10 protein-coding genes are annotated in these 12,532 nt (G+C 32.3%); 8 read left to right on the forward strand and 2 right to left on the reverse strand.

The features are described 5' to 3' along the window. Positions 1-18 precede the first annotated feature (18 nt). The 5 genes from T410_RS13070 (at position 19) to T410_RS13090 (ending at position 7,468) form a co-directional block, all read left to right on the forward strand. Positions 19-2,970 carry a TonB-dependent receptor gene (locus T410_RS13070; protein ID WP_193743745.1) on the forward strand — a complete coding sequence of 984 codons (2,952 nt, stop codon included), beginning with the start codon at positions 19-21 and terminating at the stop codon, positions 2,968-2,970. 67 nt (positions 2,971-3,037) lie between these two features. Beyond that, a complete protein-coding gene (locus T410_RS13075; RefSeq protein ID WP_035672476.1) occupies positions 3,038-3,430 on the forward strand; it encodes a hypothetical protein in 393 nt (130 codons plus the stop codon). A gap of 109 nt (positions 3,431-3,539) precedes the next feature. Then, complete coding sequence (locus T410_RS13080; protein WP_035672479.1) at positions 3,540-4,550, forward strand: sensor histidine kinase; 1,011 nt, start codon at positions 3,540-3,542, stop codon at positions 4,548-4,550. Further along, on the forward strand, positions 4,547-5,302 hold the full coding sequence (locus T410_RS13085) for a LytTR family DNA-binding domain-containing protein (RefSeq protein ID WP_035672482.1): 756 nt from the start codon (positions 4,547-4,549) through the stop codon (positions 5,300-5,302). The genes T410_RS13080 and T410_RS13085 overlap by 4 nt, the downstream gene beginning before the upstream one ends. Positions 5,303-5,491: 189 nt before the next feature. Beyond that, positions 5,492-7,468 (forward strand): thiamine pyrophosphate-dependent enzyme, encoded by a 1,977-nt coding sequence (locus tag T410_RS13090; protein ID WP_035672485.1) that lies wholly within the window; start codon positions 5,492-5,494, stop codon positions 7,466-7,468. A 213-nt stretch (positions 7,469-7,681) separates the two neighbouring features. On the opposite strand, the gene T410_RS13095 is transcribed toward T410_RS13090, so the two are convergent. After that, complete coding sequence (locus T410_RS13095; protein ID WP_035672487.1) at positions 7,682-8,575, reverse strand: LysR family transcriptional regulator; 894 nt, start codon at positions 8,573-8,575, stop codon at positions 7,682-7,684. Between the two features lie 96 nt (positions 8,576-8,671). Between T410_RS13095 and T410_RS13100 the strand changes: the two genes are divergently transcribed. Together T410_RS13100 and T410_RS13105 are read left to right on the forward strand one after the other, a co-directional pair. Then, entirely contained in the window at positions 8,672-9,265 is a 594-nt protein-coding gene (locus T410_RS13100; RefSeq protein ID WP_035672489.1) for an NAD(P)H-dependent oxidoreductase, read from the forward strand. 2 nt (positions 9,266-9,267) lie between these two features. After that, entirely contained in the window at positions 9,268-9,558 is a 291-nt protein-coding gene (locus tag T410_RS13105) for a putative quinol monooxygenase (RefSeq protein WP_035672492.1), read from the forward strand. Between the two features lie 82 nt (positions 9,559-9,640). Here the strand turns inward: T410_RS13105 and T410_RS13110 are convergent, their stop codons facing one another. After that, complete coding sequence (locus T410_RS13110; RefSeq protein ID WP_035672495.1) at positions 9,641-11,185, reverse strand: hypothetical protein; 1,545 nt, start codon at positions 11,183-11,185, stop codon at positions 9,641-9,643. 154 nt (positions 11,186-11,339) lie between these two features. On the opposite strand from T410_RS13110, the gene T410_RS13115 reads away from it, so the two are divergent. Further along, positions 11,340-12,515, forward strand: a complete 1,176-nt coding sequence (locus T410_RS13115; RefSeq protein WP_081897885.1) for a 2-isopropylmalate synthase — start codon at positions 11,340-11,342, stop codon at positions 12,513-12,515. Positions 12,516-12,532: the final 17 nt, after the last annotated feature.

The raw sequence follows: 12,532 nt of genomic DNA on the forward strand, positions 1-12,532 counted from the left end.
TTTTTTAATACTAAAAAAATGAAAAGAAATGTAATAGGAATTCTGTTTCTTTTAACTAGTATTTCTATACAGGCACATCAATCCGATTTGTCAACAGTAATGATTTATCAGAACGAAAAAGGGAAATGCTATTTACAAATATACAGTTCACTAACCGCATTTAAAGGGGAGGTAGATTATAAATATGGAAAGAATGCTTATAAAACTCCCGAAGAATTTAGAGCATTGGTAACAGATCATTTCAAAAAAAATGTTCTGTTTATTTGTAATGATCAGGACACCCTTAAATTTGGCAAACCCCTAGTATTATTAGGACACGAAACTAAACTGGTTGTAGAAGTATTTGGTTTTTCTAAAAATATTAGCTCCATGTATTTTAAAAATGGAATGTTTATGGATACTCCACATAATCAAAGCTCCTTAATTATATTAAAAAAAGGATTGCCCAACCAATTATACGTTTTGAATGACGAGAATAAGCAACAAATTGATCTGGTTTTGGAGAATGGGAAATGGCAATCCACTACTTCAATTTTAAATTTATCGATGGCGCTCTTTTTGTTTTGGGGTTCTATAATAGTGTTGCTATTGAGTATTCCATTATTATTCAGAAAATTTAAACCTAATTTTGGTTCGAAAACAATTCTTTTACTTCTATTTGTTTCGACCGCTACGTTTGCTCAAAACAACAAACAGAATATTCGTGGAAACGTGACTGATAAATTGTCTCAAACACCCATAATTGGTGCGGCAGTTCAAATAAATAATTCCGAAAAACAAACTGTAACCGATGAAAAAGGAAATTATATTTTAACCGATATTACTCCTGACCGTTACGAAATTAAAGTTTCATTAGCTGGTTATAAAGAAGTGGTAATCCCAGAGGTGATTGTGACATCGGGTAAAGAGGTTATTTTGGATATTACTTTGGAAGATGAATTCAAAAAACTGGACGAAGTAGTTGTGAAAGCATCCAAAAAATCGGGAACAATTAATAAATTTGCAACAGTGAGCGCCCGAACATTTTCTATGGAAGAGGTCAATCGTTACGCTGGTGGAAGAAGCGATGTGGCACGAATGGCAGCAAATTTTGCTGGTGTTAGCACCCCCGATGACAGCAGAAATGATATCGTAATTAGAGGAAATTCGCCTGTTGGTGTTTTATGGCGCATTGACGGAATGAATGTAACCAATCCAAATCACTTTGCAACGGTTGGAACGACTGGTGGAGCCGTAAGTGCCTTGAATACCAATTTATTAAAGAATTCCGATTTCTTTACATCCGCTTTTCCTGCCGAATATGGTAATGCTACTTCGGGTGTTTTTGATATTGGTTTTAGAAATGGAAATTCAAAAAAGAGAGAAACTACCATTCAATTGGGTGTTATTACAGGTCTTGAAGCCACAACTGAAGGACCAATTAACAAAGAAAAAGGTTCCTCCTATTTAGTTGGATATCGATATGGTTTAGCTGGTGTAGCAAAACTGGTTGGAGTTGATATAGGAACAACAGCAACACCGTCTTATCAAGATTTATCGTTTAAATTGAATAGTGGTACTTCTAAATTGGGCAAATTTTCAATGTTCGGAATTTTGGCTTCCAGCACCATAAATATTGAAGGTGGAAATTCAAATTCTTTATATGGGAATGGCAATCAGGTTGATTTTGCCAGTAAAATTGGAATAGTTGGCTTGAATTATTTCAAACAAATTAATATTAAATCGTTTATCAGTTCGACCATTGGATTGAATTATTCCAAAACAGACCAAACTTCATATGATTTCGACAGAATGGCAAATGCTACTTTTACCAAAGAAGTGAGTAATGTGGCCAAAACTGGCTATAATTTTAGCACCACTTATAATTTAAAATTAAATCCAAAGTTTTTTATAAAAGCGGGAATTCAAGATGAATTGATGGGCTTGGATCTATTTTATAAAACAAAGCAAAACAGTTCCGATACTTGGAAACAAGTTTGGGATACAAACAGTTCTACTAATTTGGCGCAAGCTTTTGTTCAGGCTAAATACAACATTAGCGAAAAGTTGATTTTAAATGCTGGTATTCATTCGCAAAAGTTTTTCTTGAATAATTCGGTTTCAGTTGAACCGCGTTTGGGATTGAAATATGCTGTAAACAGCAAAAGTAGTTTTAGTCTAGGGTATGGTTTACATTCACAAATGCAGCCAATTAATGTTTATTTTCTTCAAACTCAAAACACGGATGGCTCGTATGCTTTCAACAACAAAAATTTAGATTCCACCAAAAGCCAGCATTTTGTTTTGGGATATGATTTACAACCGTTTCAGGATTGGCGATTGAAAACCGAAGTGTATTATCAAGCTATTGCTAATGTTCCGGTGAATACTTTTTCGAGTAGTTATTCGATGCTGAACACAGGTTCAAGCTTCAAAACCGATTTAGAAGACAATCTTATTAATGCAGGAACTGGAACCAATTATGGTGCAGAAGTTACCATTGAGAAATTCTTCAGCAAGGGCTATTATGGCTTGTTTACTTCGTCTTTATACAATTCAAAATACAAAGGAAGTGATGGTGTAGAACGAAATACGGCTTTCAACGGAAAATATGTTTTCAATGTTTTAGGAGGAAAAGAATGGAAAGTTGGTGGTCAAAATAAAATTTCGACAGACGTTAAATTCACCAATGCTGGCGGAAGAGCTTATACTCCAGTTGATATTTCGGCATCGCAAGATGCAGGTCAGGAAGTGTTGTCAACAGACGCCTATTCCGCCAATTATGACAATTATTTCCGTTTGGATGTAAAAGGAAGTTATATCATTAATAGCAAAACCAAAAAGCTATCCCAATCCTTTTCGTTGGATTTACAAAATGTGACCAATCATAAAAATATGTTTTCACAAACGTATGATAATAGAAGTATGAGTTTGAATACAACCTATCAATTGGGTTTCTTTCCTAATTTTATTTATAAATTGCAGTTTTAAAAAACAAATACGATTGTAAAATCTAATTTTACAATTAAAATTAATAACAAATAAAATTTTAAAAATTATGAGAACATATATTGTAATATCAGTCTTTTTTATCAGTTTATTTTCGGGTGCTTGCTTTGCTCAACCCCAACCCGACGGCAAAGGACGCAAACCACCAACCATTGAGGAACGGTTGAAAATGGTTAACGAAAAAATTTGCCAGCCACTCAAACTAGACAAAAACCAAACGGCAAAAGTGAGTGCTGCCTTCAAAGACTTTTTTACAGAAATGGAAAAGTTAGTTGATTTTAAATCAAATCCACCGAGTATGCCCGAAAAATCGAAAGTAGATGCACTTGCAAAAATCAGGGATAATAAAGTAAAAAAAGTCATCCCTGAAAATGCATTTGAGAAGTACATCGAACTCGAAAAAACGACACGCCCGCCGCACGAAGGAAATCCTCCAAAGTAATAAATGGCTTATCAAACGACTATGAAATAGGCTTCCAATTAACAACTAATCTGTCAACAGGGTTTCTTTCCAAATTTAATTTATAAATTGCATTTTTTAAGAAAAAATAATGAAGAATTCAAAATTTAAAATAATAAACAAATTAGGAATTGCGATTGCAATAGCATTCTTTTTTAAAATCGCGTTTTTTCGAATTGAGGAATTTTTTGAATGGGATTTACTATTCATAACTGTCATTATAGTAATAATTTGGCAAGGAAATGAAGCTATCGACAACTTGTTGAATACCAAGTATCCTTGGATTGAAAACACTAAAAAGAGGTTGATTATTCAGAGTATACTTTCGTTTGTTTATACCTCAATTACCTTGTTTGCTTTGATGTATTTGCTGCATCAATTACGGTTTGGTGATGGCCAAATTATCAATCGTAAAATGATGGAAATTTTTCCACCAGCCATTCTTTTTACTTTGGCGCTTTTGGCCGTCAAAATTGGAAGTGAATTTTTTAGTGCTTTAAAAAATAGTTTAGTTGAAATAGAAAAATACAAAACTGAAAGTGCTAATGCTCAATTGCAAAACTTAAAAAATCAATTAAATCCCCATTTCTTATTCAATAATTTAAGTGTTTTGACTTCGTTGGTTTATAAGAACCAAGACAAAGCCGCTGATTTTATCACTGAATTGGCCAAAGTATACCGCTATGTTTTGGATACCAAAAATGCTGAATTAGTTCCTTTACAAGAAGAATTGGATTTTATAAATCATTATATTTATTTGCAAAAAATACGATTTGAAGACAGTGTTCTTTTTGAAATAAAAATAGAGGAAAGCCAAAAATCAGCTTTTATATTGCCAATGTGTTTGCAAATGTTAGTTGAAAATACAATTCAGCACAACGAAACTTCGCAAGCCAATCCGTTGAAAGTTTTAATTTATACGCAAAACAATTCATTAATCATCGAAAACCCAATTTTGCCAAGAAGCAACACTGCAGAAAGCACTAAAACTGGGTCGAAAAATATAGAGCAACGGTATTCCTTTTTTACCGACAAAAAAGTCATCGTTTCTAACAACGGAGAAATTTTTAAAGTAATTTTACCTTTAATACAGAAAAAATGAAAGTAATAATTATAGAAGACGAAAAATTATCGGCAGAACATTTGACTGTTCTTTTGCAGAAAATAGATCCCTCTATAACTGTGATTAAATATTTTGATACAATTAAAACGTCGGTAACGGCTTTCAAGGAAGGTTTAACTGCCAATTTAATCTTTATGGACATTCATTTGGCTGACGGCAATAGTTTTGAGATTTTCAACCAAATAGAACTTGAAATTCCTGTTGTTTTTACTACCGCTTTCGATAATTATGCCATTCAGGCTTTCAAGCAAAATAGCATCGATTATTTATTGAAACCCATTGCTTTACAAGAGTTGCAATTTGCTATGGAAAAGTTTAAAAAGCAACAACAAGTAGGAAATAAAGACCTTATTTCAAGTATTTCAACGGCTTATCAGCAAATGAATAAAGAGTATAAAACACGCTTTTTAGTCAAATCAGGTCAAACCATCGAGACCATAAAAATCGAAGAAATTCATCATTTTGAAACTAGGGAAAGCCTATCTTTTTTAGTGACCCATAAAGGAAGCCACTATTCAATTGACTATTCATTAGACCAACTGGAATCGATATTGCAACCTAAAAACTTCTTCCGCATCAATAGAAAAATAATTCTAAATATTCATTCAATAGAGAAAGTGAATACTTATTTCAATAGCCGTTTATCTATTGCAACTAAATTTTTAGATAATGACGCTAGAATTGTAAGTCGGGACCGAGTAAATGATTTAAAAAAATGGTTGGATAATTAAATTATCAAAGTCTAGAGTTATAGAAGTATTAATTTATATATATATTTAGTTTTATAGATGTAATTTTTGATACTTTCATCATCATGGAAATATTCCTGTTATTGAAATCAATAATATAAAAAAATATAACAAATTTACACAAAACTGTTATATTTTTTTATCTTTGAACCATACATTAAAACTGAAAAAATGATCTTCGATAGAAAAAATCTTACTGACAATCAATTATTAGATTTATATAAAAGAATACTGAAACCAAGACTTATTGAGGAGAAAATGTTGATTCTTATTCGTCAGGGAAAAGTATCCAAATGGTTTTCAGGAATTGGCCAAGAGGCTATTTCTGTTGGTGTTACAGCAGTTTTAGATTCTGATGAGTATATTTTGCCAATGCACAGAAATCTAGGCGTTTTTACAGGAAGAAACATTCCATTGTACCGATTGTTTTCACAATGGCAAGGCAAAGCCAATGGTTTTACCAAAGGTCGTGATCGAAGTTTTCACTTTGGAACCCAACAATATAAAATTATTGGAATGATTTCTCATCTTGGCCCACAATTAGGAGTGGCTGACGGAATTGCTTTAGCCAATAAACTCAAAAAAAACGGTAAAATCACAGCTGTTTTCACTGGTGAAGGCGCAACTAGTGAAGGCGATTTTCATGAAGCTTTGAATATAGCTTCAGTTTGGGAATTGCCAGTTATGTTTGTAATAGAGAATAATGGTTACGGACTATCGACACCTACAAATGAACAATACCGATGTGAAAACCTTGCCGATAAAGGGAAAGGCTATGGAATGGAAAGTCATATTGTTGATGGAAATAATATACTTGAAGTTTTTAATTTATTATCTGAATTGAAGGCTTCGATGAAAGAAAATCCACGTCCGGTTTTATTAGAATTCAAAACTTTTAGAATGCGCGGACACGAAGAGGCGAGTGGCACTAAATATGTTCCACAGGAGTTAATGGATATGTGGGCAATCAAAGATCCAGTAGAAAATTATAAAAAATATTTGATAGAAAACGGAATTCTTACTGCTGATTTTGACACTGTTTTACATGCTGAAATAAAGAAAGACATTGATGAAAGTTTGGCTGTTGCTAATGCCGAACCAGAAATTGAAGCTACATTAAGTGAAGAATTAAATGATGTTTATAAATCATATACATTTGAACACGTTAACCCATCTGAAGATAAGGAAAATATTCGTTTTATAGATGCTATTTCTACCAGTTTGCGACAATCTATGGAACGTCACGAAAACTCAGTAATCATGGGTCAAGATATTGCTGAATATGGTGGTGCTTTCAAAATTACCGATGGTTTTGTAGCGCAGTTTGGTAAAGAACGGGTTATCAATACGCCTATTTGTGAAAGCGCCGTGGTTTCGGCCGGAATGGGATTATCTATAAATGGCTATAAAGCGATTGTTGAAATGCAGTTTGCTGATTTTGTTTCGACAGGATTTAATCCAATTGTGAATTTATTAGCAAAGTCACATTACCGTTGGTTAGAAAAGGCTGATGTTGTAGTACGGATGCCTTGCGGCGGCGGAACACAAGCTGGTCCTTTTCATTCGCAAACTAATGAAGCTTGGTTTACTAAAACACCAGGTTTAAAAGTGGTTTATCCAGCATTTCCTTATGATGCCAAAGGATTATTGAATACCTCAATAAACGACCCGAATCCAGTATTATTCTTTGAACACAAGCAATTGTACCGAAGTATTTATCAAGATGTTCCTACTGATTATTATACGATTCCACTAGGAAAAGCGGCTTTATTGAAAGAAGGAAATCAGGTTACGATTATTTCATTTGGAGCAGCGGTACATTGGGCATTGGAAACTTTAGCTAAAAACCCTCACATCTCAGCTGATTTATTGGATTTGAGAACTTTACAGCCCTTGGATACCGAAGCTATTTTTGCATCGGTAAAGAAAACAGGAAGAGTGATTATTTATCAGGAAGACAGTATGTTTGGCGGAATTGCCAGTGATATTTCGGCAATGATTATGGAAAATTGCTTTAAATATCTTGATGCTCCAGTTAAGCGTGTCGCAAGTTTAGATACGCCAATTCCTTTTACAAAAGCGTTGGAAGATCAATATTTACCGAAAGCAAGATTCGAAAATGATTTGAAAGAACTTTTAGCCTATTAATTTTTGGGATTATAATTAGGTTGTTTTTAAAGTTTTAAATTCTAAAAATAACCTAATATCCAATAGATAATTATAAATAGTATAATTGTGCCAAAACAGCCGCCACCTAATTTTTTGGCGCCATAACCTGCGAGTATTGTCTTGAAAAATCCATTCATAATTGAAATGTTTAAATGTTCTTTAAAAGTAATGAATATTTTGGAACGTAGTACTTTAGTTTAATTCTAGAAAAATTTTCTTGATTAAGGCAATTTCTTCCTGATATATTGTTTTTTTCCTGGTCGCAAAATAAAGCGTATTTTTTAATGGAGTCTTCCCTTCCCAAATCATTTTAATGGAACCGTTATCAATTTCTTTTCGGCAAAGAAAATCAGGAACAACAGCCAATCCCTTACCACTGCTTAAACAACGAATTATTGAATTTAGATTAGGAACAATATAATTAGGTCTGAAATCAGGATGTTTATTAAAATTTAACTGCCAGAAACGGCGTAAATGTTCCATATCTCCTGTAGTTCCATACCATTTTTGTTGTTTTAACCAATTTTCGATTTCTTCTATACTTTTATTTTTCTCAATGGAATTGAATTCTAAATTGTCAATTTCACTTCCGCCTACAAGCACAATAGTTTCTGATGAAAAGGCTTGATATTCTATTGCATTTTTAATTACCATTTGCGGTGTGATGATTAAATCCAGAATTCCTTTTTCTAAACTTTCGACCATTTCAGGATATTCACCAAACTGAATGATAACATTAAATGGCAAGGTCGAAACATACTGTTCCAATGTAATTTGGAATGTTTCAAAACACATTCCCACACTTATGGTTGGTGTATTTTTCTCCGTGCTGCGTTGAAAATTTTTCTCGGCTTCCTCTAGTTTGGTCAACGCTTCAATGATAAAATTGTAGAGCACTTTTCCTTTTTCGGTTGGAACCATTTTTCGTCCAGTTCGGTCAAATAATTTATAACCTACATAATTTTCCAAGGAACTCAAATGCAGACTCACGCCCGGTTGAGAAATAAACAATACTTCAGCAGCGCTTGTTAACGTTCCTGTTTTATAAACTGCTTTGAAAGTGCGATACCATTCTAAATTGATCATAACTATTATAATTATAATACAAAGGTATGAATTAAGCTATTTTAATAATAGACTTTCTCGTTCTAACTTTGCACCATTAAATTAAATATACAAATCATGACAAAAATATTTATAATCAATGGCGGACAAAAGTTTGGCCATTCAGGAGGACGATTTAATGAAACTATTTCGAATGAAACTTTGATTTTTTTCAAAAAAAATACTGATTTTGAAGTCAAAACTACCAATATCAATGACGACTACAATCCTATTGCTGAAGTTGAAAAATTTGTTTGGGCTGATGTAATCATTTATCATACACCAATATGGTGGTTTCAGTTGCCACATGGGTTTAAAAAATACATTGATGTCGTTTTTACTGAAGGGCACGCGAAAGGAATTTATAAAAGTGATGGACGTTCCGCGGAAAATCCAACGGTTAATTATGGAACAGGAGGAATGCTTCATGGTAAAAAATATATGTTGACCACTTCTTGGAATGCTCCAAAAGAAGCTTTTACTTTACCTGGAGAATTTTTCCATCAGCACAGTATGGATGAAGGGCCATTATTTGGTTTTCACCGAATGAATGCTTTTACTGGAATGGAGCCATTACAAAGTATTCATTTTCATGATATTGAAAAAAATGCTGATGTAGAAAATGATCTTAAAGTGTATCAAAACCATTTAACAAAACTATTTTTAAATTAATTATGCAAATAAATCTAACAGTAATTATAAAAAGTAAATTGGAAAATATAGAGACATTAAAATCTCTTTTAATTGATTTAGTTCATAATTCAAGAAAAGAAGCAGCGTGTATTCAATATGATTTACATCAAAGTTATGATGAATCTAATACCTTTATTTTTCATGAAATTTGGGAAAATCAAAACGGATTGGATAATCATAATCAACAATCTTACATTCAGTCGTTTTTCGAAAATTCGAAACCACTTTTACTGGAAACCCCAATTCTTTTTAAAACTGAGAAATTAGAATAATAAAAAGGCTAATAAATAGACTGCGCCAATTTGTGTTTAAACTTTTAGGTGCAGTCTAATTACTTATTTATGACTTAAAATCTTATCGATTACTCAATTTAGCTTTTTCCTTAATAATATCACTGATTTTTCGGTTTTCAATTTTACTTTCGAGCCAAGAGATGATATCAAGGTAAAGAAATGCTCTTTTTTCGTAGGTGTTTTTTTCCAATTCGATAAATCGCTCTCTCATTTTTACAAACTCTTTTTTGATATCACCTGGATAAATCGAGTTTAGGTTTTTCATGAATCGCATAATTTCCTTTTGAACCTCATGTAAATCATTCATTTTCAATAGAAACTTGTAGGTGTTTTTCAATTGGTTTTCCAAATAATAATCTTTACCCAATTCATAATGAGCTATAAGACAAAGAATTCGGGAAAAGCACATTAAATCTTCCCGCATCGAAAGATTTTTGTTATTTATGATTTTCTCTAAATAAAAAATGCATTCATTATATTTTTCGTTACCAAAATAAATAGAAGCAATTTTATAGTAAAACAACATTTCGTGATGTTCATCAAGATGTTCACTATGTAATTTTAATTTGTCTAAAATTTCAGGAATTAAGTACTCACTTTCTGCAAAAGTGCCTTCAAGAATATGATAATTTAATTTGTTATTATAGAGATATAAAAATGATAAAGAGGCAATATTATCATTCACCGGAAAACGAGGATCACTGATAGTCTCTTCGAGTAAAACCAAATATTTTTTAAAATTTGATTTGTATTTAAGCATGTATAAAGACTCCAATAAATAATGGTTTCCTTTAAGGAAAAATACTGGATTTAGATAAATCATATTGGGATTATCATAAAAAAGATTGACCCATTTATAGGCATATTTATAACTGGCTAAAAAGTCCTGAACTAAAAAGCTATGCCAAAGATTGGCATTATAAAACCAGTATTTTTCACGAAATCCAAATTTTTTCTCATCGAATTTAGAAATGTGTTTATTGAAATAGTCATCTATATATTTATATTCCTCATCACTTTTCACATAACCAGTTTTGAGCATAATACCGTATAACTGCAAGGATAAATTAGATAATTTACTGGAAATAGTATTGCGATAATTCAATTCTTTGGCCTGAATAACTAGCTCATCGGCGCGTCCCTGAATACTTCGAGTAATGTATTGTGATTCAATTAGTTTTTCGAATTCTACAATCTCATAGGCCATGAGTTTTTCGTCATTTTCTAATGCTAAAATCTTTGTCTTATCTAGTATTTTTAAGCTTTGTTTGTATAAACCTTTATTGTATAATATTGCCGCAAAATCAATTTGCTCTCTTAGTTGATACCGAATGTTTTGACTCGGAATATTCAATCGAATACTCACTAAAATTTGTTTATATAAATAGGACTTCAGGTTTGATAATTGTACTTTTTTGATGATACCACTTTTTAGAATAAGTTTCTCGTCATATGCCTCTGATTTGTCTAAAATATTGAATAATTCGATAAATTTTGTATTTGAACTCGTCTCGAGTCGGCTTGCAAAAATCTTAAACTGTCTTTTTTCAGACTTTGAAAGGGATTTAATTAATACAAATAAGAAATCTTTTTGATGGTTAGCCATTGTAAAATATTGTAGCTTAGTTGCTTGTTAGTCAGTTAGTTATAAAGCATAAATTCTCTTTATAAGCAGTATATTTCGTTAAAATGAGTTTTATATTAAAGTAATGAAATATAAATTTGTTATCGAGATGTGAAATTACATTAAATAAATGAAAATGAATAGAGAGAAAGTTCAAATTTTTGATACCACCTTAAGAGATGGAGAACAGGTCCCAGGATGTAAATTAGATACCAATCAAAAACTCGTTATAGCAAACCGCTTAGACGAAATGGGTGTTGACATTATAGAAGCTGGTTTTCCTGTTTCTAGTCCAGGTGATTTTTTATCTGTTTCTGAAATTAGTAAGATTGTAAAAAATGCTACTGTTTGTGGTTTAACCAGAGCAGTGAAAAATGATATAGATGTTGCTGCCGCTGCCTTAAAACATGCTAAAAAACCACGTATTCATACTGGAATTGGAACTTCAAATTCACATATAATACACAAATTAAATACCACTAGAGAAGATATTATTGCTAGAGCAAAATTCGCAGTTTCACATGCGAAATCGTATGTTGAGGATGTAGAATTTTATGCTGAAGATGCTGGTAGAACTGATAATGATTTCTTAGCAAGAGTTTGTGAAGAAGTCATCAAATCAGGTGCTACAGTACTTAATATCCCTGATACTACCGGATATTGCTTACCTGAAGAATATGGTGCCAAAATCAAATACCTAAAAGAAAATGTAAAAGGGATTGAAAATGTTATTCTTTCTTGTCATTGTCACAATGATTTAGGAATGGCAACTGCAAATTCTATTGCTGGTGCGGTAAACGGAGCAAGACAAATAGAATGTACTATAAACGGAATAGGTGAAAGAGCGGGAAACACTGCACTTGAAGAAGTAGTAATGATTTTCAAACAACATCCTTATTTGAATTTATACACTGATATCAATACAAAACAGTTGAATGAAATGAGCCGTTTAGTTTCTGAAAGTATGGGAATGATGGTGCAACCCAATAAAGCAATTGTTGGTGCTAACGCTTTTGCACACAGTTCAGGAATTCATCAGGACGGTGTGATTAAAAACAGAGCAACTTATGAAATCATGGATCCTTTGGATGTAGGGGTCAATGAGTCGTCTATAGTCCTTACTGCTAGAAGTGGTAGAGCAGCATTAGCTTACAGAGCAAAAAAAGTAGGATATGAACTTACTAAAGTACAATTGGATGTAGTTTATATTGAGTTTTTGAAATTTGCCGATATTAAAAAAGAAGTCTTAGATGATGATATTCATCAAATTATTGAAGCTTGCAAAATACAAAGTGATTTAATAAGGAATTAATAAAAACATTTTTTCAG

The sequence above is a fragment of the Flavobacterium sp. 83 genome (assembly GCF_000744835.1).
Taxonomy (GTDB): Bacteria; Bacteroidota; Bacteroidia; order Flavobacteriales; family Flavobacteriaceae; genus Flavobacterium.

Bases quoted from the DNA above. Each gene is read 5' to 3' on its own strand.
- T410_RS13070 (WP_193743745.1), top strand. From the start codon at position 19: ATGAAAAGAAATGTAATAGGAATTCTGTTTCTTTTAACTAGTATTTCT.
- T410_RS13090 (WP_035672485.1), top strand. From the start codon at position 5,492: ATGATCTTCGATAGAAAAAATCTTACTGACAATCAATTATTAGATTTA.
- T410_RS13110 (WP_035672495.1), bottom strand. From the start codon at position 11,185: ATGGCTAACCATCAAAAAGATTTCTTATTTGTATTAATTAAATCCCTT.
- T410_RS13080 (WP_035672479.1), top strand. From the start codon at position 3,540: ATGAAGAATTCAAAATTTAAAATAATAAACAAATTAGGAATTGCGATT.
- T410_RS13075 (WP_035672476.1), top strand. From the start codon at position 3,038: ATGAGAACATATATTGTAATATCAGTCTTTTTTATCAGTTTATTTTCG.
- T410_RS13100 (WP_035672489.1), top strand. From the start codon at position 8,672: ATGACAAAAATATTTATAATCAATGGCGGACAAAAGTTTGGCCATTCA.
- T410_RS13115 (WP_081897885.1), top strand. From the start codon at position 11,340: ATGAATAGAGAGAAAGTTCAAATTTTTGATACCACCTTAAGAGATGGA.
- T410_RS13095 (WP_035672487.1), bottom strand. From the start codon at position 8,575: ATGATCAATTTAGAATGGTATCGCACTTTCAAAGCAGTTTATAAAACA.
- T410_RS13085 (WP_035672482.1), top strand. From the start codon at position 4,547: ATGAAAGTAATAATTATAGAAGACGAAAAATTATCGGCAGAACATTTG.
- T410_RS13105 (WP_035672492.1), top strand. From the start codon at position 9,268: ATGCAAATAAATCTAACAGTAATTATAAAAAGTAAATTGGAAAATATA.